This is a genomic window from Caenispirillum bisanense, from assembly GCF_039523075.1.
Classification (GTDB): Bacteria; Pseudomonadota; Alphaproteobacteria; order Rhodospirillales; family Rhodospirillaceae; genus Caenispirillum; species Caenispirillum bisanense.
In genome coordinates, this window is sequence record NZ_BAAAEP010000001.1 from 218,976 (window position 1) to 238,519 (window position 19,544).

General features: G+C 68.5%; 17 protein-coding genes and 2 tRNA genes. 13 read left to right on the plus strand and 6 right to left on the minus strand.

Annotation, left to right across the window (positions count from 1 at the left end):
- Positions 1-32: 32 nt before the first annotated feature.
- Both ald and aptA read right to left on the minus strand, forming a co-directional pair.
- Positions 33-1,151: an alanine dehydrogenase gene (gene ald / locus ABD056_RS01045; protein WP_343863548.1), complete on the minus strand. Its 1,119-nt coding sequence runs from the start codon at positions 1,149-1,151 to the stop codon at positions 33-35.
- A 146-nt stretch (positions 1,152-1,297) separates the two neighbouring features.
- A complete protein-coding gene (aptA, locus tag ABD056_RS01050) occupies positions 1,298-2,620 on the minus strand; it encodes an omega-aminotransferase AptA (protein WP_343863550.1) in 1,323 nt (440 codons plus the stop codon).
- Between the two features lie 174 nt (positions 2,621-2,794).
- On the opposite strand from aptA, the gene ABD056_RS01055 reads away from it, so the two are divergent.
- Entirely contained in the window at positions 2,795-3,349 is a 555-nt protein-coding gene (locus tag ABD056_RS01055; protein WP_343863551.1) for a cupin domain-containing protein, read from the plus strand.
- A 24-nt stretch (positions 3,350-3,373) separates the two neighbouring features.
- Positions 3,374-3,946, plus strand: a complete 573-nt coding sequence (locus ABD056_RS01060) for a nitroreductase family protein (RefSeq protein ID WP_343863552.1) — start codon at positions 3,374-3,376, stop codon at positions 3,944-3,946.
- A gap of 13 nt (positions 3,947-3,959) precedes the next feature.
- On the opposite strand, the gene ABD056_RS01065 is transcribed toward ABD056_RS01060, so the two are convergent.
- The gene (locus tag ABD056_RS01065; protein ID WP_343863554.1) at positions 3,960-5,231 is read right to left on the minus strand and encodes a D-amino acid dehydrogenase; all 1,272 of its coding nucleotides are present in this window, start codon (positions 5,229-5,231) and stop codon (positions 3,960-3,962) included.
- Positions 5,232-5,388: 157 nt separating this feature from the next.
- Between ABD056_RS01065 and ABD056_RS01070 the strand changes: the two genes are divergently transcribed.
- On the plus strand, positions 5,389-6,861 hold the full coding sequence (locus tag ABD056_RS01070) for an NAD(P)H-hydrate dehydratase (RefSeq protein ID WP_343863556.1): 1,473 nt from the start codon (positions 5,389-5,391) through the stop codon (positions 6,859-6,861).
- A 40-nt stretch (positions 6,862-6,901) separates the two neighbouring features.
- Positions 6,902-8,356, plus strand: a complete 1,455-nt coding sequence (locus ABD056_RS01075) for a malonyl-CoA decarboxylase (protein WP_343863558.1) — start codon at positions 6,902-6,904, stop codon at positions 8,354-8,356.
- Positions 8,357-8,443: 87 nt separating this feature from the next.
- Here ABD056_RS01075 and ABD056_RS01080 read toward each other — a convergent pair whose 3' ends face one another.
- Positions 8,444-9,781, minus strand: a complete 1,338-nt coding sequence (locus ABD056_RS01080; RefSeq protein WP_343863560.1) for a protoglobin domain-containing protein — start codon at positions 9,779-9,781, stop codon at positions 8,444-8,446.
- Between the two features lie 245 nt (positions 9,782-10,026).
- On the opposite strand from ABD056_RS01080, the gene ABD056_RS01085 reads away from it, so the two are divergent.
- From ABD056_RS01085 to ABD056_RS01125, 9 genes are all read left to right on the plus strand, one after another.
- Positions 10,027-10,111: transfer RNA gene (locus ABD056_RS01085), tRNA-Leu, on the plus strand.
- A gap of 169 nt (positions 10,112-10,280) precedes the next feature.
- On the plus strand, positions 10,281-11,699 hold the full coding sequence (tig, locus tag ABD056_RS01090; protein WP_343863562.1) for a trigger factor: 1,419 nt from the start codon (positions 10,281-10,283) through the stop codon (positions 11,697-11,699).
- A 131-nt stretch (positions 11,700-11,830) separates the two neighbouring features.
- On the plus strand, positions 11,831-12,469 hold the full coding sequence (clpP, locus tag ABD056_RS01095; RefSeq protein ID WP_343863746.1) for an ATP-dependent Clp endopeptidase proteolytic subunit ClpP: 639 nt from the start codon (positions 11,831-11,833) through the stop codon (positions 12,467-12,469).
- A gap of 378 nt (positions 12,470-12,847) precedes the next feature.
- Positions 12,848-14,119 carry an ATP-dependent Clp protease ATP-binding subunit ClpX gene (clpX, locus tag ABD056_RS01100; RefSeq protein ID WP_343863564.1) on the plus strand — a complete coding sequence of 424 codons (1,272 nt, stop codon included), beginning with the start codon at positions 12,848-12,850 and terminating at the stop codon, positions 14,117-14,119.
- A gap of 162 nt (positions 14,120-14,281) precedes the next feature.
- Positions 14,282-16,690 carry an endopeptidase La gene (gene lon, locus ABD056_RS01105; RefSeq protein ID WP_425544993.1) on the plus strand — a complete coding sequence of 803 codons (2,409 nt, stop codon included), beginning with the start codon at positions 14,282-14,284 and terminating at the stop codon, positions 16,688-16,690.
- Positions 16,691-17,062: 372 nt separating this feature from the next.
- A complete protein-coding gene (locus ABD056_RS01110) occupies positions 17,063-17,338 on the plus strand; it encodes an HU family DNA-binding protein (RefSeq protein ID WP_343863566.1) in 276 nt (91 codons plus the stop codon).
- A 144-nt stretch (positions 17,339-17,482) separates the two neighbouring features.
- Positions 17,483-17,558 (plus strand) — tRNA-Val (locus ABD056_RS01115).
- A gap of 61 nt (positions 17,559-17,619) precedes the next feature.
- Positions 17,620-18,315 carry a TorD/DmsD family molecular chaperone gene (locus tag ABD056_RS01120; RefSeq protein WP_343863568.1) on the plus strand — a complete coding sequence of 232 codons (696 nt, stop codon included), beginning with the start codon at positions 17,620-17,622 and terminating at the stop codon, positions 18,313-18,315.
- A 115-nt stretch (positions 18,316-18,430) separates the two neighbouring features.
- On the plus strand, positions 18,431-18,691 hold the full coding sequence (locus ABD056_RS01125) for a hypothetical protein (RefSeq protein WP_343863570.1): 261 nt from the start codon (positions 18,431-18,433) through the stop codon (positions 18,689-18,691).
- A gap of 106 nt (positions 18,692-18,797) precedes the next feature.
- On the opposite strand, the gene frdD is transcribed toward ABD056_RS01125, so the two are convergent.
- The gene (frdD, locus tag ABD056_RS01130) at positions 18,798-19,148 is read right to left on the minus strand and encodes a fumarate reductase subunit FrdD (RefSeq protein WP_343863572.1); all 351 of its coding nucleotides are present in this window, start codon (positions 19,146-19,148) and stop codon (positions 18,798-18,800) included.
- Between the two features lie 3 nt (positions 19,149-19,151).
- The gene (locus ABD056_RS01135; protein WP_343863574.1) at positions 19,152-19,544 is read right to left on the minus strand and encodes a fumarate reductase subunit C; all 393 of its coding nucleotides are present in this window, start codon (positions 19,542-19,544) and stop codon (positions 19,152-19,154) included.

The window sequence follows — 19,544 nt, forward strand, 5'->3', positions numbered from 1 at the left end:
GCGTCAGGCCGCAGTGGCTGTTTCGGCGGCCCTCAGGCCGCTATCGCTTTCTCGGCCGCGGTCAGGTCGTAGCCCAGCGCCTCGGCGACGGCGGGGTGGGTGATCTCGCCATGGCAGACGTTGAGGCCGTTCATCAGGTGCGGGTCGTCGGCCAGCGCCTGCCGCCAGCCCTTGTCCGCCAGCGCCAGGGCAAACGGCAGGGTGGCGTTGTTGAGGGCGAAGGTGGAGGTGCGGGCCACACCGCCCGGCATGTTGGCGACGCAGTAATGCACGATGTCGTCGACGATGTAGGTCGGATCGGCATGGGTGGTGGGTTTGGAGGTCTCGAAGCACCCGCCCTGGTCGATGGCGACGTCGACCACCACCGCGCCCTTGCGCATCTTCGACAGCATGGCGCGGTCCACCAGCTTGGGGGCGGAGGCGCCCGGCACCAGCACGGCGCCGATCACCAGGTCGGCCTGGCAGACATACTCCTCCACGCTGTCGCGGGTGGAGTAGATGGTCTGCATGCGGCCGCCGAACACCAGGTCCAGCTCCTTCAGGCGGTTGACCGACTTGTCGAGCACGACCACCTCGGCCTCCAGCCCCATGGCCATCTTGGCGGCATTGGTGCCGACCACGCCGCCGCCCAGGATCACCACCTTGCCCGAGGGCACCCCCGGCACGCCGCCCAGCAGCACGCCGCGGCCGCCGGCCGATTTCTCCAGCGCCCGGGCGTCGGCCTGGATGGACATGCGCCCCGCCACCTCCGACATGGGCGCCAGCAGCGGCAGGCCGCCACGGGCGTCGGTGACGGTTTCATAGGCGACGGCGACGCAGCCCGACTCCTTCAGCAGCCGCGCCTGCTCCGGGTCCGGCGCCAGGTGGAGGTAGGTGAACAGCAGCTGGCCCTGGCGCAGCATGCGGCATTCGTGCGGCTGCGGTTCCTTGACCTTCACCACCATCTCGGCCTTGGCGAAGATCTCCTCCGGCGTATCGACGATGCGGGCGCCGGCCGCCGCATAGGCCTCGTCGGTGAGCGCGATGGCCCCGCCGGCATTGGCCTGGACCATCACCTCGTGCCCGTGGTGAACCAGTTCACGCACGCTGGCCGGGGTGAGGCCCACCCGATACTCGTGGTTCTTGATTTCCTTGGGAACGCCAATGAGCATCTGAGGACTCCCTGTCGTGGTGTTGCCAACCACCAAGACACCAAGTCACCAAGAGACCGTGCGGGCGGAGATGTCGAAGACAGGGCCGGGCGGCGCGGCGGTGAAAGTCCTCTTGGTGTCTTTGTGCCTTGGTGGTTGATCCGTCGTCAGTCCAGTTCGTTCAGCACATCGCGGATGGTGGAGAAGATGATGTCGATGTGTTCCTTTTCGATGATCAGCGGCGGCGACAGGGCGATGATGTCGCCGGTGGTGCGGATCAGCACGCCGCGGTCATAGCACTTCAGGAAGGCCTCGAAGGCGCGCGCCGTCGGCTTGCCCTCGCGCGGCTCCAGCTCGATGCCGGCGATCAGGCCCATGTTGCGCAGGTCGATGACGTGGCGGGCGCCCTTCAGGCTGTGCACCGCCTCTTCCCAGTACGGCGCCATCTCGGCGCAGCGCTCGAACAGGCCTTCGTCGCGGTAGACGTCCATGGTGGCGAGGCCGGCGGCGCAGGCCAGCGGGTGGCCGGAGTAGGTGTAGCCGTGGAACAGCTCGATGGCGCCTTCGGGGCCGGTCATGAAGGCATCGTAGATGTGCTTGCGGGCGAACACGCAGCCCATGGGCACGGCGCCGTTGGTCAGGCCCTTGGCGGCGGTCACCAGGTCGGGCATGACACCGAAGTGGTCCACCGCGAAGGGGCTGCCGAGGCGGCCGAAACCGGTGATGACCTCGTCGAAGATCAGCAGGATGCCGTGCTTGTCGCAGATGGCGCGCAGGCGCTCCAGGTAGCCCTTGGGCGGCATCAGCACGCCGGTGGAGCCGGCCATGGGCTCGACGATGACGGCGGCGATGGTTTCCGCCCCGTGCAGGGCGACGATGCGCTCCAGGTCGTCGGCCAGTTCGGCACCGTGCTCCGGCTGGCCGCGGGAGAAGGCGTTCTTCTCAGGCAGGTGGGTGTGGCGCATGTGGTCGACGCCGGCCAGCAGCGAGCCGAAGAAGCGGCGGTTGTTGACGATGCCGCCGACCGAAATGCCGCCGAAGCCGACGCCGTGATAGCCGCGCTCGCGCCCGATCAGCCGGGTGCGGGAGGCGTCGCCACGGGCGCGGTGGTAGGCCAGGGCGATCTTCAGCGCCGTGTCGACGCTCTCCGACCCCGAGTTGGTGTAGAACACATGGTCAAGGTCCCCCGGCATCATGGACACCAGACGGCTCGCCAGCTCGAACGCCTTCGGGTGACCCATCTGGAAGGCGGGGGCGTAATCCATCTCCGCCGCCTGCTTCTGGATCGCCTGGGTGATCTTCGGGTTGCCGTGGCCGGCGTTGACGCACCACAGGCCGGCGGTGCCGTCCACCACCTTGCGCCCCTCGGACGTGGTGTAGTGCATGCCCTCGGCAGCGACGAACATGCGCGGCGCCGACTTGAACTGCCGGTTGGCCGTGAACGGCATCCAGAACGGGCCAAGATCGTTGACGTTGGGCGCGTCCAGCATGAAGACCTCCGTGGGGGCTGGGTTTGTGGCCGGTTGAGCCGGCTTTCTCCCAGGCTCCCACTGCGCCGGGTGCTTAACAAGCCGTTTTCTTGCGCTGGCTTAAGTGCTTGAAAAGACAGATGCGGCGGTGCACCGTGTTCAGGATCGTGAACACGCTTAACGGGGTGCCCCGGCATGACCCTGAACATTGGTGCGAGATTGCGCGCCGTGCGCCAGCAGCACGGCCTGTCGCAGCGGGAGCTGGCGCGGCGGGCGGGCGTGACCAACGCCACCGTCTCGCTGATCGAAAGCAACGGCATCAACCCCTCGGTCGGCAGCCTGAAGCGGGTGCTCGACGGCATCCCCATGGGGCTGTCGGAGTTCTTCGCCTTCGAACTGCCGGAGGAAGCCGAACGCAAGGTGTTCTTCCCCGCCAACGAACTGGTGGAGATCGGGCGCGGCGGCATCAGCTACCGGCAGGTGGGCACCGACCTCACCGGGCGGGCCCTGCAGCTGATCGACGAGCGCTATGCCCCCGGCGCCGACACCGGCAAGATCCTGCTGCGGCATGAGGGGGAGGAAGGCGGCGTCGTCATCTCCGGCCGGCTGGAGGTGACGGTGGCGGAGCAGAAGCGGGTGCTCGGCCCCGGCGACGCCTATCTGTTCGACAGCCGCCTGCCGCACCGCTTCCGCAACATCGGCGACGAGCCCTGCACGGTGATTTCCGCCTGCACCCCGCCCAGCTTCTGACCCCCCAGGACAAGGAGACGCGCCATGACCAGCCGCCATCCGGCCATCGACCTGATCCTCAACCGCCGCAGCGTGGCACCGCGCCGGCTGGCCGCGCCGGGGCCGTCGGTGGAGGAGATGCGCACCCTCATCGCCTGCGCCGTCACCGCGCCCGACCATGGCGACCTGCGGCCGTGGCGCGTTCTGCGGGTGGCGCCGGAGTCGCGGCCGCGGCTGGCCGAGGCCTTCGTCGCCGCCAAGCGGGAACTGGAGCCGGAGCCGACCGAGGTGGCGCTCGACCGCGCCCGCGCCAAGGCGCACAAGGAGCCGGAAACCCTGGTGGTGATCTTCCGCCCCGACCGCAACGCCAGCATTCCGGTGCAGGAACAGGCCATGAGCGTCGGCGCCGCCTGCATGAACATCCTGCTCGCCGCCGAGGCCATGGGCTACGGCGGCATGCTCATCAGCGGCGGCGAGGTGACGACGGCCGCCTTGCGCAAGGCCTTCGGGCTGGCGGAGGGGGAGGAGCTGGTGGGCTTCATCGGCCTCGGCACCGTCGCCAACCCGCCCGGCCCGCGCGACCGGCCGGCGCCGGAGGACGTGCTGGCGGAGTGGTAGGCGCGGGGCGGCGTTAGAACCGCTCCAGCCCCAGGCCGCGGATGTCCACCTCCGGCTCCCGCCCCGATACCAGGTCGGCGATGATGCGGCCGGAGCCGACGCTCATGGTCCAGCCGAGCACCCCGTGGCCGGTGTTCAGGAACAGGTTCGGCAGCGGCGAGCGGCCGAGGATCGGCACCGAGTCCGGCGTCTTCGGCCGCAGGCCGCACCAACGGTCCGCCGCGTCGTAATCGCCGGCCAGCGGGAACAGGCGGCGGGTGTTGCGGACGATGGTTTCCGCCCGTCGCGGCCGCAGGGTGGTGTCCCAGCCCGCCAACTCGGCGGTGCCGGCGGCGCGCAGGCGGTCGCCGAGGCGGGAGAACACCATCTTGTAGGCGCCATCGGTGACCGACACGGTGGGCGCCCCCGGCGCATTGCCGGGCAGCGGATCGGACACCGGCACGGTGATGGAATAGCCCTTGGCGGGATAGATCGGCAGCCGCAGGCCAAGGTCGCGGGCGAGCAGGGGGCTCCAGCTGCCCAGCGCCAGCACGTAGGCATCGGCGACGAAGGTGCCGGCATCGGTGCGCACGCCGGTGACGACGCCGGCGCGGCTGTCGATGCCCTGGATGGTGACGCCATGGCGGAAGTCCACCGCCAGCCGCTCCGCCGCCAGGGCGGCGAGGCGGCGGGTGAACAGGTGGGCGTCGCCGCTTTCGTCGTCGGGGAAGTGGATGCCGCCGCGCAGGGTATCGGCCACATGGCTCAGCGCCGGCTCCACCGCCAGGGTGCCGGCAAGGTCGTGAACGCTGCTGGCGAGGCCGTTGGCGGCCACATGGGCGGCGAGGCGGCGGCCCTCCTCGAACTCCCGCTCGTCGTGGAACACCTGCAGGATGCCGAGGCGCCGCTCGTCGTAGGTGATGCCGGTGGCGGCGCGCAGGGCCTTCAGGCTGGCCCGGCTGTAGAGGGCGATGCGCAGCGCCCGCTCGGTGTTCAGCGCGGCGCGGGCCGGCGTGCAGTTGCGCAGGAAGCGCATCAGCCACAGCCACAGCGCCGGGTCCCACCGCGCCCAGCGGAACACCAGCGGCGCATCGGGGTCGCCCAGCCACTTCAGCGCCATCAGCGGCGTGCGCGGTCCGGCCCAGGGCTCCACATGGCTGGCGGAAATCTGGCCGCCGTTGGCGAAGCTGGTTTCGAGGCCGGGGCCGGGCTGGCGGTCGATCACCGTCACCTCGTGGCCGGAGTCGGCCAGGAACCAGGCCGCCGCCGTGCCGACGACGCCGGCACCCATCACCAGGACCTTCACTTGCGCACCCCCGCCGGTCGTGTGATCCAGCCTGTATATAGCCCTCCCGGCGCCAGGGCGAAAGCGTCGCGGCCCCGACTTCGGAGCGTTTGCATCCGCCGGCGGGAGGGGTACCTTGTTGGCATTGCTCGTCAGGCCACGCGGAGGGACTTGCACCATGGCTGCCGACGCCGCCCTGCTGACGGTGGAGGAAATGGCCCGCGCCGATCAGGCCGCCGCCGCCCGCGGGGTGCCGACCCTGACCCTCATGGAGGCCGCCGGCCATGCGGTGGCCCAGGCGGTGTGGCGGCGCTTTTCCCGCCGGCCGGTGCTGGTGGCCTGCGGCCCCGGCAACAACGGCGGCGACGGCTTCGTGGCCGCCCGCCTGCTGGCCCGCCGCGGCTGGCCGGTGACGGTGGCGCTGCTGGGCGATCCGGCGGCGCTGAAGGGCGATGCCGCCGCCATGTTCGCCCGCTGGCGCGGCCCGGTGGTGCCCCTGCACGCGGCGCTGCTGGAGCGCCGGCCGCTGGTTATCGACGCCCTGTTCGGCGCTGGCCTCACCCGCGACCTGGAGGGGCCGGCGCTGGACGTGGTGGAGGCCATCAACGCCCGCGGGCTCGACTGCGTGGCGGTGGACGTGCCCTCCGGCGTCGACGGCAACAGCGGGCTGGTGCGGGGGGCGGCGCCGCGCTGCGGGCTCACCGTCACCTTCTTCCGCCGCAAGCCGGGCCATGTGCTCTATCCCGGACGCGGCCTGTGCGGCGAGCAGGTGGTGGCCGACATCGGCATCCCGGCGGCGGTGCTGGGGCAGGAGGTGACGCCCACCGCCTTCCTCAACGGTCCGGCCCTGTGGCAGCTGCCGCAAGCGCGGGCGGAGGATCACAAGTACCGCCGCGGCCATGCGGTGGTGATCGGCGGCGGCACCATGACCGGCGCCGGCCGCCTGGCGGCGCGGGCGGCGCGGCGGCTGGGGGCGGGGCTGCTGACCGTCGGCTGCCCCGACTCGGCGCGGCTGGTCTATCAGCTGGACGCGCCCGGCAGCATCGTGCGGGCGGTGGACGGGGCCGGCGATCTGGCCGAACTGCTGCGGGACGAGCGCTACAATGCCGTGCTGCTGGGCAGCGGCGGCGGTCGCGGGCCGCTGCTCGCCAGCATGGTGCTGACGGCGGCGGAGGCGGGCAGGGCGCTGGTGCTCGACGCCGATGCCCTGACCAGCTTCGAGACGGCGCCGCAGACCCTGTTCGACACCCTGCGGGCGCCGGCGGTGCTCACCCCCCACGCCGGCGAGTTCGCCCGCCTGTTCCCCGACCTGGACGGTGACAGGCTGATGAAAGCCCGCGCCGCCGCGCAACGATCGGGCGCGGTGGTGGTTCTGAAGGGACCGGACACGGTGATCGCCGCCCCCGACGGCCGCGCCGCCATCAACGCCAACGCGCCGCCGACGCTCGCCACCGCCGGCAGCGGCGACGTGCTGGCGGGCATGGTGCTCGGCCTGCTGGCCCAGGGCATGCCGGCCTTCGAGGCGGCCGCCGCCGCCGTCTGGCTGCACGGCGCGGCGGCGGCGGCCTTCGGCCCAGGGCTGGTGGCGGAGGACATCCCCGAGGCGATTCCCGTTGTTCTGCGGGCGCTCTCGGACCACACTGAAGACTGACGTCCAACCTGTTGGACGCGCACAAGAAACAGGGAACGCCATGACCGAACAGACGGCGCCGAGCTTCTTCGAACGGTTGAAGAACCTGACCTCGCTGTGGCGCGACATCGCCTCGCCGGCCCGCGGCGAGCCGCTGCCGCCGCTGCGCCCCGACCTGCCGGAGGAGGACGCCGTCAAGGTACGGGCGCAGATGCAGGCCTGCCTGGAAGGGCGCGGCGGCGACGTTTCCGCCCGCGCCCGCGCCGCCGACCTCGGCCGCGCCTTCCTGTCGCTCGACAGCCACGGTCGGGAACGCTTCCTGCGCCTGATGGCGGCGGACTTCGACACCGACCACGGCGCCGTGCTGGCCTGCTGCGCCGCCCTGTCCAAGGCTGAGACGGTGGAGCAGCGGGCGCGCGCCGAGCAGGCCCTGCGCGCCCAGCTGGAGGCGCCGCGGGTGCGCCTGCTGACCCAGTTCAACGCCCTGCCGGACGGCGTGAAGTTCCTGGTCGACATGCGGGCGGAGCTGATGCCGCTGGCCCGCCGCAGCCGCGACCTGGGCGGGCTGGAGGGCGACCTGAAGGCGCTGCTGATGTCGTGGTTCGACGTCGGCTTCCTGGAACTGCACCGCCTCACCTGGCAGAGCCCGGCGGTGGTGCTGGAGAAGATCATCGCTTACGAGGCGGTGCACACCATCCACGGCTGGGACGACCTGAAGAACCGCCTGGACAGCGACCGCCGCCTCTACGCCTTCTTCCACCCGCGCATGCGGCACGAACCGCTGATCTTCGTCGAGGTGGCGCTGGTGGACGGCATGGCCGGGCACGTGCAGCCGCTGCTGGACACCGACGCCCCGGTGATGGACCCGACCACCGCCGACACCGCCATCTTCTACAGCATCAACAACGCCCAGCGCGGGCTGGACGGCATCAGCTTCGGCAACTTCCTGATCAAGAAGGTGGTGGAGGAACTGAGCCACGAGTTCCCCAACCTCAAGACCTTCGCCACCCTGTCGCCCATCCCCGGCTTCCGTGGCTGGCTGGACGAGACGCTGGCCGAAGGCGAAACCGGCCTGCTGACCCCGGCGGAGCGCAAGGTGCTGACCGCCGCGTGGCGCCAGCACGCCGGCGACGGCGATGCCCTGGCCGCCAAGGGCAGCCTGAAGGCCATGCTGGCGGTGGACGGCTGGCACGACGAGCCGGTGCTGGAACAGGCCCTGCGGGCGCCGCTGCTGCGCCTGTGCAGCCGCTATCTGGCGCAGGAGAAGCGGGTGAAGGGCGATGGCGACACGCCGCGGGCACGCGATCCGGTCGCCCACTTCCACCTCTCCAACGGCGCCCGGGTAGAGCGGCTGAACTGGCTCGGGGACATTTCCGCCAAGGGACTGAAGCAGTCCTGCGGCCTGATGGTCAACTACCTGTACAAGCTCAACGAAATCGAGCGCAATCACGAGCAGTACAAGGGCCAGGGCAAGGTCGCCACCTCCAGCGTCATCAAGGGCCTGCTGAAGGACTAGGGCTGGCCTCGCTGCGACGGTGCGGACAGAAGAACGGGGCGGCTTCCTGCGAAGCCGCCCCGTCTGCTTGTGCTGCCCCGGTGGGGATCACACCGAATGGCGGATGTCGTAGAGGAAGCTGTCCACCTGCGACTTCAGGCGTTCGGACTGGTTGCTCAGCTCGCGGGCGGCGGTCAGCACCTCGCCGGCGGCATGGCCGGTTTCCGTCGCCGCCTCGGTGACGGTGGAGATGTTGGAGGTCACCTCGCTGGTGCCGCTGGAGGCCTGCTGGACGTTGCGGGCGATTTCCTGGGTCGCGGCGCCCTGCTGTTCCACCGCGGCGGCGATGGCAGAGGCGATCTCGTTGATGCGGCCGATGGTGCCGGTGATGCCCTGGATGGCGCCGACGGCGCTGTGGGTGGCGTTCTGCACCTCGGTGATCTGGCGGCTGATGTCTTCCGTCGCGCGGGCGGTCTGGTTGGCGAGGTTCTTCACCTCGCCGGCGACCACGGCGAAGCCCTTGCCGGCATCGCCGGCGCGCGCCGCCTCGATGGTGGCGTTCAGCGCCAGCAGGTTGGTCTGGCTGGCGATGTCGTTGATGAGCTTCACCACCTCGCCGATCTTGCCGGCGGCGGTGGCGAGGCCGTTGACCAGCTGGTTGGTGCGTTCCGCCTCTTCCACCGCTTCGGAGGAGATGCGGTTGCTCTCCGCCACCTGCCGGCTGATCTCGGAGATGGAGGCGTGCAGCTCCTCGGCCGCCGCCGCCACCGTCTGGACGTTGCCGGCGGCCTGTTCCGCCGCGTTGGCGACCAGGGTCGACTGCGACGAGGTGCGATCGGCGGTTTCGGCCATGTTCTGCGAGGTGGACTGTAGCTCGGTCGCCGCCGCGGCGACGATCTCCACCATGGCATGCACCTCGTTCTCGAACTTGGAGGCGTGCTCGTTCAGGGTGCGGGCGGCGGTCTCGCGGGCGGTCTGGATGTAGACCGAGATGGCGACGTCCATGTCCAGGAACACCGCCTTGTTCACCGCCGTCAGCATGGCGGCGGCGCGCTCCGGCTTCTTGCGGTAGTGGGTGTAGACCAGCTGGACGATCTTGTTCAGGGTGAAGGCATAGGCGGCGATGTACCAGCGCGGCTCCAGGCCCACCCGCTCGTGGGTGCGGCCGATGATCACCACCTGCCGGAAGTAGGCGTCGCCGAACTCGCCGGAGAACACGTTGTCGAGCCAGTGCTTGCGCTGCTGGTCGCGGGCGTGGCGGATGCTGGCGTCGCTGCCGAACAGGCGGGCGACGGCCGGCGTCTGGCGGACGTAGCCGTAGAAGGCGTCGAGCACGGCGTCGATGTTGCTCGCCAGAATGCCGCGGAACTCGCGCAGCAGGCCGCGGGTTTCCTCGTCAACCTGCAGGAAGCCCAACCGACCGACGCGATCCAGATCGTCCGACATCTCACTCTCCGCCGCTGCATTGTTTTCCGGGCCGGCGTCCTCATCCGATCGGTTCGCACCTAGCCCTGTTGCGCCTGTCCATATACCATTTCTCAGCCCTTGAAAACGGTGAAGCGGGGCAAACGCCATGCTTCGGCGGAAGGTCATATACCAAAGTGCATAGGGTATGAGGGCGACGGAGCGCAGGTCGTTGCCGCGTGGTCTTGACGCGGACGCCCATCCGTTGCACAAGACCGGTTTCCGGCGCGGCCGTGGCGGAACTGGTAGACGCACTGGATTTAGGTTCCAGCGCCGCAAGGTGTGTGGGTTCGAGTCCCTCCGGCCGCACCAATGGGAAACCGTCCGCATACCGGCCCTCGTCGCCGGCCGGTGGTGGGGGTCCGTCGTGCGTCGTTATTTTTCGCCGGCACAGGTTTGCGGTGCCGGGCGGGTTTGCTATAACCGCGCCACGTGGCTCGCCCACCGAGTCGATCACAGACACGAGAGATAGAGACTCTAGATGCAGGTTACTGAAACCCACGCCGAGGGCCTGAAGCACGATTTCAAGGTGGTCGTGCCCGCTGCCGATCTTGCTGCCAAGAGCGAAGCCCGCCTGAAGGAGCTGAGCACCCAGGTGAAGATGCCGGGCTTCCGCCCCGGCAAGGTGCCGCTGAGCCTGGTCAAGAAGCGCTACGGCCAGTCCGTGCTGGGCGAAGTGGTTGAGCAGTCGGTGCAGGAAGCCGCCGAGAAGGCCATCACCGAGAACAACCTGCGTCCGGCCATGCAGCCGAAGATCGATCTGCAGTCGTTCGACGAGAACGCCGACCTGGAATTCACCCTGTCGGTGGAAGTGCTGCCGGAAATCACCCCGGTCGACTTCTCCACCGTCGAGCTGACCCGCCCGAAGGCCGACGTCGCCGACCAGGAGATCGAAGACGCGCTGAAGCGCATCGCCGAGAGCCAGAAGGTCAACGAAGCCGTCACCTCCAAGACCCGCAAGGCGAAGGAGGGCGATGCCGTCCTCATCGACTTCGTGGGCAAGAAGGACGGCGAGGAGTTCCCCGGCGGCAAGGCCGAGGGCTACGAGCTGGAACTGGGCTCGGGCACCTTCATCCCCGGCTTCGAGGAGCAGGTGGTCGGTCTGAAGGCCGGTGAGCAGAAGACCATCACCGTCACCTTCCCGGAAGAATACCCGGCCGAGAACCTGAAGGGCGCCGAAGTCACCTTCGACGTCACCGTCCACGAGATCCGCGAGCCGAAGGTGCCGGAGATCGACGACGAGCTGGCCAAGAAGGTCGGCCTGGACGACCTGGAGGCGCTGAAGACCGCCATCCGCGAGCAGATCCAGCGCGAGTACGACAACGTCAGCCGCCAGAAGGTCAAGCGCGAGCTGCTGGACAAGCTGGCCGACGGCCACGACTTCCCGGTGCCCCCGTCCATGGTCGACATGGAATTCGACGGCATCTGGAAGCAGGTCGAGCAGGCCAAGGAAAAGGGCCAGCTGGACCCCGAGGACGAAGGCAAGTCCGACGACGAGCTGAAGGCCGACTACCGCAAGCTGGCCGAGCGTCGCGTGCGCCTGGGCCTGCTGCTGTCCGACGTCGGTCAGAAGAACGAGGTGCAGGTCACTCAGGAAGACCTGAACCGCGCCATCATGGCCGAAGCCGCGCGCTTCCCCGGCCAGGAACAGGCCGTGTTCAGCTACTTCATGAACAACCGCGGCGCCATCGACCAGCTGCGCGCCCCGATCTATGAAGACAAGGTCGTCGACTTCATCATCGAAAAGGCGAAGGTCGAGGACAAGACCGTCTCCGTCGACGAGCTGATGAAGCAGGACGACGCCGACGCCGAGGGCGAGGGCGAAAAGCCGGCCAAGGCGAAGAAGTCGGGCGCCAAGAAGGCCAAGAAGGCCGAGGCCGCCGAGGGCGACGCCGAGTGATGACGGGCGGGCCCTTCGTCCGTGCCGCATTCTGATGTCGGGGCGGCGGCTTTCCGGCCGCCGCCCCGATTGCATTTCGACCGCGTCCCCCGCATATCGGGGAACCACAGGAACAGGACTGGATGCAGCCCATGTACGAACGTGATCCGATCGAGGTCTACAACAACTACCTGGTTCCGATGGTGGTCGAGCAGACCAACCGCGGCGAACGCTCCTACGACATCTATTCGCGCCTGCTGAAGGAGCGCATCATCTTCCTCACCGGTCAGGTGCAGGATAACGTGTCGGCGCTCATCTGCGCCCAGCTGCTGTTCCTGGAAGCCGAGAACCCCTCCAAGGACATCGCCTTCTACATCAACTCGCCGGGCGGCGTGGTGACCTCGGGCCTCGCCATGTACGACACCATGCAGTACATCCGCTGCGACGTCTCCACCATGGTGATCGGCCAGGCGGCGTCCATGGGCTCGCTGCTGCTCACCGGCGGCGCCAAGGACAAGCGGTTCTCGCTGCCCAACTCGCGCATCATGGTCCACCAGCCGTCCGGCGGCTTCCAGGGCCAGGCGGCGGACATCGAGATCCACGCCCGCGAGATCCTCTCCATCCGCGACCGCCTGAACAAGATCTACGTCAAGCACACCGGCCAGCCGCTGGAAGAGATCGAGCGCGCCATGGAGCGCGACAAGTTCATGACGCCGGAAGAGGCCAAGGCCTTCGGTCTGATCGACACGGTGGTCATGAGCCGCGAGTCCGACAACCAGCCGGCCCGCTGAGGCCCGGCGCCGGATGATCCGGCGGCCGTCGTGCATGAAAAGGGACGCGGCCGCCGCCGCGTCCCTTGATCTTTTGGCGGCGGTGCCCTACCTCCGCTGCCGGTCGTGGCGCTGCCGCCGCGGCCTCGTCCTGCCCATCCGCCCCGCCGGGGCTCGCCGCCCGAGCGGGCGAGAGCGCCGCCGGCGCCTTGCGGGGCCTGTGCCGCCGCCCCATTTTGCGGAAACGATGTCCGATCCGTTACGCACCGGCTGGCGTAGAGGTTTTAGGCATTGTCCTGCGGCAGATGGTCCGGCTAACATGATTCCGAAGCGGGCCGGCCGGCCGCGAACTGATGACGGCGCACCGGCGGTGCCGGCCGCGCACGGAGTGGAGACACGATGACCAAGTCCTCTGGCGGCGATTCATCCAAGAACACCCTGTATTGCTCGTTCTGCGGGAAGAGCCAGCACGAGGTGCGCAAGCTCATCGCCGGGCCGACGGTGTTCATCTGCGATGAATGCGTGGAACTGTGCATGGACATCATCCGCGAGGAGAACAAGAGCAATCTTGTCCGCTCCCGCGATGGCGTCCCGTCCCCCCGCGACATCATGGCCGTCCTGGACGACTATGTGATCGGCCAGGCACACGCCAAGCGGGTGCTGTCGGTGGCGGTGCATAACCACTACAAGCGGCTGCAGCACGGCGGGGCCAAGGGCAACGAGGTCGAGATCGCCAAGTCGAACATCCTGCTGGTCGGCCCGACGGGCTGCGGCAAGACGCTGCTGGCGCAGACCCTCGCCCGCATCCTCGACGTGCCCTTCACCATGGCCGACGCCACCACGCTGACCGAAGCCGGCTACGTGGGCGAGGATGTGGAGAACATCATCCTCAAGCTGCTGCAGGCCGCCGACTACAACGTGGAGCGGGCGCAGCGCGGCATCGTCTACATCGACGAGATCGACAAGATCAGCCGCAAGTCCGACAACCCCTCCATCACCCGCGACGTGTCGGGCGAGGGCGTGCAGCAGGCCCTGCTGAAGATCATGGAAGGCACGGTCGCCAGCGTGCCCCCGCAGGGCGGCCGCAAGCACCCGCAGCAGGAATTCCTGCAGGTCGACACCACCAACATCCTGTTCATCTGCGGCGGCGCCTTCGCCGGCCTGGAAAAGATCATCTCCGGCCGCGGCAAGGGCACCTCCATCGGCTTCGGCGCCACCGTGCGTGACCCCGAGCAGCGCCGTACCGGCGAGATCCTGCGCGAGGTGGAGCCGGAAGACCTGCTGAAGTACGGCCTCATCCCGGAATTCGTCGGCCGCCTGCCGGTGATCGCCACCCTGGACGACCTGGACGAGCCGGCGCTGATCGAGATCCTCACCAAGCCGAAGAACGCCCTGGTCAAGCAGTACCAGAAGCTGTTCGACATGGAGAGCACCAAGCTCACCCTCACCGACGACGCCCTGGCGGCCATTGCCCAGAAGGCCATCGCCCGCAAGACCGGCGCCCGCGGCCTGCGTTCCATCATGGAAGGCATGCTGCTCGACACCATGTTCGACCTGCCGGGCATGGAAGGCGTGGAAGAGGTGGTGGTCAACCGCGAGGTCGCCGAGAGCCGGGCGAAACCGCTGTACATATACTCGGACCGCTCCGAGGAGGTCGGGACGGGCGCCTGAGGGCGCCCTTTCCACCTCAGCCCGACCGATCCGCCGGTGCGTCGCCGCCGCCGGACATCCTCGGGACTTCACCCTAGCCGTCCGCTTTGGAGCCTCCCATATCAGGGCCAAAGCCGATCAACCTGGCGGTGCGTTTGACGGCCGCCAAGCTACAAGAGGGACATGATCGTGGAGACTGGTCGCGGAGACATCCTCCCTGTCCTCCCGCTGCGTGACATCGTTGTCTTCCCGCACATGATCGTGCCGCTGTTCGTCGGCCGCGAGAAGTCGGTGAAGGCGCTTGAAGATGTCATGGCCGAGGACAAGCAGATCCTGCTGGTGGCGCAGAAGAACGCTGCCCAGGACAACCCCGAGTCCGACGACATCTACACCGTCGGCACCGTCTCGACCGTGCTGCAGCTGCTGAAGCTGCCCGACGACACCGTCAAGGTGCTGGTGGAAGGCGGCCAGCGCGCGCGCATCGTGCGCTACACCGACAACGCCGACTTCTTCCAGGCCGAGGTGGAGCTGCTCGACGACGAACACCAGGACAACCAGGAGCTTGAGGCGCTGTCCCGCTCCGTGGTCGGCCAGTTCGAGCAGTACATCAAGCTGAACAAGAAGATCCCGCCCGAGGTGCTGGTGTCGATCAACCAGATCGACGATGCCGCCAAGCTGGCCGATACGGTCGCCTCGCACCTGGCGCTGAAGATCGCCGACAAGCAGGAACTGCTGGAGACCACCGCCATCGCCGACCGGCTGGAGCGCGTCTACGGCTTCATGGAAAGCGAGATCGGCGTCCTGCAGGTCGAGAAGAAGATCCGCAACCGCGTCAAGCGGCAGATGGAGAAGACCCAGCGCGAGTACTATCTGAACGAGCAGCTGAAGGCCATTCAGAAGGAACTCGGCGAGGGCGAGGAAGGCCGCGACGAAGCCTCGGAGATCGAGGAGCGGATCAACAACACCAAGCTGTCGAAGGAAGCCAAGGAAAAGGCCATGGGCGAGCTGAAGAAGCTGCGCTCCATGAGCCCCATGTCGGCGGAAGCGACGGTGGTGCGCAACTATCTCGACTGGCTGCTGTCGATCCCCTGGCAGACCAAGACGCGCGTCAACTACGACCTGAAGCGCGCCAAGAAGGTGCTGGACGACGATCACTTCGGCCTGGAGAAGGTGAAGGAGCGCATTCTTGAGTATCTGGCGGTGCAGCAGCGCACCAAGAAGCTGAAGGGGCCGATCCTGTGCCTCGTCGGCCCGCCGGGTGTGGGCAAGACGTCGCTCGGCCAGTCCATCGCCAAGGCGACGGGCCGCAACTTCGTGCGCGTGTCGCTCGGCGGCGTGCGCGACGAAAGCGAGATCCGCGGCCACCGGCGCACCTACATCGGCTCCATGCCCGGCAAGGTCATCCAGGGCATGAAGAAGGCGAAGTCGTCCAACCCGTTCTTCCTGCTCGACGAGATCGACAAGCTGGGCGCCGACTGGCGCGGCGACCCGTCCTCGGCGCTGCTGGAGGTGCTGGACCCGGCGCAGAACTCCACCTTCAACGACCATTACCTGGAGGTCGATTACGACCTGTCGGACGTGATGTTCGTCACCACGGCCAACACCCTGCGCATGCCGCAGCCGCTGATGGACCGTATGGAGATCATCCGCCTGTCCGGCTACACCGAGGACGAGAAGGTCGAGATCGCCCGCCGCCACCTGATCCCCAAGCAGATGGAAGCGCACGGCCTGAAGAAGGCGGAATTCGCCATCAGCGAGGACGCGCTGCGCGATCTGGTGCGCTACTACACGCGCGAGGCCGGGGTCCGCAATCTGGAACGCGAGCTGGCGAACCTCGCCCGCAAGTCGACCAAGACGCTGGTGGAAAAGTCCATCAAGCAGGTGTCCATCACCCGCCGCAACCTGGCGAAATACGCCGGCGTGCGCCGCTACCGCTACGGCGAGGCGGAGCGCGAGGATCTGGTGGGCGTGACCACCGGCCTGGCGTGGACCGAGGTGGGCGGCGAGCTGCTGTCCATCGAGGCCGTCACCCTGCCGGGCAAGGGCAACTTCATGCTCACCGGCCAGCTGGGCGACGTGATGAAGGAGTCAATCCAGGCGGCGCGCTCCTACGTGCGCTCGCGCTCGGTCAGCTTCGGCATCAAGCCGACCATGTTCGAGAAGCGGGACATCCACGTCCACGTGCCGGAAGGCGCCACGCCCAAGGATGGTCCGTCGGCCGGCGTTGCCATGTGCACCTCCATCGTGTCGGCGCTGACCGGCAATGCGGTGCGCAAGGATGTCGCCATGACCGGCGAGATCACCCTGCGCGGCCGCGTGCTGCCCATCGGCGGCCTGAAGGAGAAGCTGCTGGCGGCCCTGCGCGGCGGCATCAAGCGGGTGCTCATCCCGCGCGACAACGAGAAGGATCTGGCCGAGATCCCGGACAACGTGAAGCGCGGCCTGAAGATCATTCCGGTGTCCACGGTGGACGAGGTGCTGCTGCACGCCCTGGTGAAGGAACTGACGCCCATCGAGTGGCAGGAACCTTCCGACGAGGACGTGCCGGCGGTGAAGTCGGCCGACGGCGGCGACGCGGTGGTCACCCACTGACGTCCGCCCTGCCGGCGAAAGCGATGCGAAGGCGGTCCCGCGGGGCCGCCTTCGTCTTTTTCGGGGGGTGCCGGACGGAGGGGGACAGTCGACAGGCGGGGGAGGGGAGGCTCTCTACTTGCTGTCGTCTGCTTTCGGAATTGTCTAAAAGTTGCTCTAAAGGGGGAGCTATTCTCGCGATGGAACGCGAAATGCCCCTCTGTCAAGCTGGGATATGAGCCGGAAAGGCGCGAAAAACTGGGGAAAACCGCGGTTTCCCGATTGACGGACGCGAAATGCCGGCCTTACACTCCCCCCCGATAAATCAACGGTCACCGTTGCCTTTGATTGCACCCAGATTTTGTCTTTGCTTTTAGCAGAGGGGGCCCTCAAGTGAACAAGAACGATCTCGTTGCCGCCGTTGCCGATGCCAGCGGCCTGTCCAAGGCTGATGCCGGCAAGGCCGTCGATGGCGTGTTCAACGCCATCACCGAGGCCCTGAAGAAGGGCGACGAAGTGCGCCTGGTGGGCTTCGGCACCTTCGCCGTGGCCGAGCGCGCCGCCAGCGAGGGCCGCAACCCCCGCACCGGCGAGACCATCAAGATCCCGGCCTCCAAGCAGCCGAAGTTCAAGGCTGGCAAGGGCCTGAAGGATTCCGTCAACGGCTGATCGGCCGCCAGACGAAGTATTACGGAATGCCGGCCGCAGGGCCGGCATTCTTGTTTTGAACGAATACTTGACAGACCCGGCGCCCCGCCTGTCATATGAGGCACGCGCCGTCCATGGTCCCGGGCCGGTCGCACCGGACGGAATGGGCGATTAGCTCAGCTGGTAGAGCATCTCGTTTACACCGAGAGGGTCGGCGGTTCGATCCCGTCATCGCCCACCATTCCCTCCCCGGCAGCGGCGCCGTTTTTCGGGCGTCGCGGCCCGACCGCGAGGACGCCGCCATGACCGATACCGCCTCCGCTTCCGACACCGCGTTCATCACCGAGTGCCTGCGCCGGACCGAGCTGTACCGCTGGTTCGCCGGGCTGCTGTCGTGCCGCCTGGACCCGGCGCTGCTGTCGGCCTACCGCAAGGGGCCGGGGCGGGCGGTGCTGGACAACCTGGCGGCCGAGCCGGCCCTGCGGCCGGGGGCGGCGCGCATGGAAGCGGCGCTGGACGTGGCCCGCGATGACGGCGCGCTGGCGCGGGCGCTTGGCGCCGACTTCTCCGCCCTGTTCGAGAACGGCCGCGTCTCGCCCCGCGCCTCCGACTGGCTGCCCGAGGCCGAGGCTGCGGCAGAGGGCGACGGCGGCGACAGCGACGGCGATGCCAACGGCACCGCCGCCCTCATCGGTGACCGCGACCACGTGGCGGTGCTGCTCGACCTCATGGCGCAGCTGGTGGAGGCGGGGCTGGACGACTGGCGGGCCGCCGGCGGCATCCCCACCGGCGCCGCCATGGCCGCCAGCTGGCGGCGTCAGGCGCGGTTCCTCGACCGCCATCTGCTGTCGTGGCTGCCGGCCTTCCGCGATGCCTGCGGCGAGCACGACCGCGACGGCTTCTACGCCGGTGCGGCCATGCTGCTGACCTCCTACGTGCTGCTCGACCGGGCGCTGGTGGCGGAGGCGGAGGCCGCCTGCGCCGCGGCGGCTCCCTGACGGAAGTCAGGGGTGGCCCCTCCCGGAGGCCCTATCGGCTTCCCGCCAGATTGACCGCTGCGGTGCTGCGGCACCACACTGGGCAGGATGCGCATCAGGCCCAGGAGGTGGCGTCATGCTGGGAGTTGTGATCGCCGTCAATGCCCGCCGCAGGCTCATGCTGGTGGAGGTCGACAGCGGCTACTGCAGCCTGCTGACCGATTGCGAGGAAGCGGCCCGGCCCGGCGTGGTGCTGGAAGGGCTGCTGGACCGGCCGGGCATTGAAACCGTCCGCAACATCAACACCGGCGGCATCTTCTCCGCCCGCGTGGAGGTGGCCAACCTGCCGCGGCGGGCGGCGCTGCTGCATCTGGTCGCCAGCGGCCGGCCGTCGTGACGGCGGCGGCTCCCGTGTCGACGGCGGAGTGACCCTGGCTGGGTGACGCCGGCGGGCCGGGACGGCGCCGTGGCGGCACCATCCCGCACCCTCTCCGGCCCCAGGCTCAGATGCTCAGCAGGGTGACCAGCGCCCACACGGTGCCGATGCCGGCGAGGCCGTAGCACACCACCACCGCCAGCCCCTTGTTGTGGATGCCGAGGTCGTGCAGCGTGACGCGCATGCGATGGCCGAAGTGCCACAGGAACAGCGTCAGCACCCCGAACAGCACCAGCTTGCCGAACCAGTTGCCGGCGAAGGCCTGCATGCGGTCGTAGGAGAAGGCCTCCGGCCCGAACACGCCGAGCGGCAGCAGGAAGCCGGTCAGCAGGATCATCACCGGCGCCAGGAAGGCGGCGACGGTGCCGCCGGCGGCGAACAGGCCCCAGAAGATGGGCTTGGACTTGGATCGCGCCATGGCTCACACCCCCGCGATGACGAGAACGATCAGCGACACCACCGCCCAGGCGGCGAAGTGGGCGCCGATGATGTAGCGGCCGGGCAGGAACTCGTCGCCGCGCATGACCGGCATGGCCTTGGGCGTCAGCTGGAACCAGGTGACGGTGTGGTAGAGCATCAGCACCAGCGCCACCAGGTGGAAGGTGACGAAGCCGGGGCCGCGCAGGGCGGCGACGAAGGCGTTCCACGCCTCCGGCCCGTCGGCCAGCCGGCCGAGGCCGTAGATCACCACAGCGGCATAGAGCGCCAGCGCGATGCAGGTCAGCTCGCGGATCATGTAGAGGGCGTAGGACCGCTTGTGCAGCCACCAGTCGTTATGCCACGGGCGGGCGAAGGGCTTGCGGGGCGTCGCCAT

What these genes read in the sequence shown, in the direction of transcription:
- ald (WP_343863548.1), bottom strand. Translation starts at nt 1,151, where the DNA reads ATGCTCATTGGCGTTCCCAAGGAAATCAAGAACCACGAGTATCGGGTG.
- aptA (WP_343863550.1), bottom strand. Translation starts at nt 2,620, where the DNA reads ATGCTGGACGCGCCCAACGTCAACGATCTTGGCCCGTTCTGGATGCCG.
- ABD056_RS01055 (WP_343863551.1), top strand. Translation starts at nt 2,795, where the DNA reads ATGACCCTGAACATTGGTGCGAGATTGCGCGCCGTGCGCCAGCAGCAC.
- ABD056_RS01060 (WP_343863552.1), top strand. Translation starts at nt 3,374, where the DNA reads ATGACCAGCCGCCATCCGGCCATCGACCTGATCCTCAACCGCCGCAGC.
- ABD056_RS01070 (WP_343863556.1), top strand. Translation starts at nt 5,389, where the DNA reads ATGGCTGCCGACGCCGCCCTGCTGACGGTGGAGGAAATGGCCCGCGCC.
- ABD056_RS01075 (WP_343863558.1), top strand. Translation starts at nt 6,902, where the DNA reads ATGACCGAACAGACGGCGCCGAGCTTCTTCGAACGGTTGAAGAACCTG.
- ABD056_RS01080 (WP_343863560.1), bottom strand. Translation starts at nt 9,781, where the DNA reads ATGTCGGACGATCTGGATCGCGTCGGTCGGTTGGGCTTCCTGCAGGTT.
- tig (WP_343863562.1), top strand. Translation starts at nt 10,281, where the DNA reads ATGCAGGTTACTGAAACCCACGCCGAGGGCCTGAAGCACGATTTCAAG.
- clpP (WP_343863746.1), top strand. Translation starts at nt 11,831, where the DNA reads ATGTACGAACGTGATCCGATCGAGGTCTACAACAACTACCTGGTTCCG.
- clpX (WP_343863564.1), top strand. Translation starts at nt 12,848, where the DNA reads ATGACCAAGTCCTCTGGCGGCGATTCATCCAAGAACACCCTGTATTGC.
- lon (WP_425544993.1), top strand. Translation starts at nt 14,282, where the DNA reads ATGATCGTGGAGACTGGTCGCGGAGACATCCTCCCTGTCCTCCCGCTG.
- ABD056_RS01120 (WP_343863568.1), top strand. Translation starts at nt 17,620, where the DNA reads ATGACCGATACCGCCTCCGCTTCCGACACCGCGTTCATCACCGAGTGC.
- ABD056_RS01125 (WP_343863570.1), top strand. Translation starts at nt 18,431, where the DNA reads ATGCTGGGAGTTGTGATCGCCGTCAATGCCCGCCGCAGGCTCATGCTG.
- frdD (WP_343863572.1), bottom strand. Translation starts at nt 19,148, where the DNA reads ATGGCGCGATCCAAGTCCAAGCCCATCTTCTGGGGCCTGTTCGCCGCC.
- ABD056_RS01135 (WP_343863574.1), bottom strand. Translation starts at nt 19,544, where the DNA reads ATGGCGACGCCCCGCAAGCCCTTCGCCCGCCCGTGGCATAACGACTGG.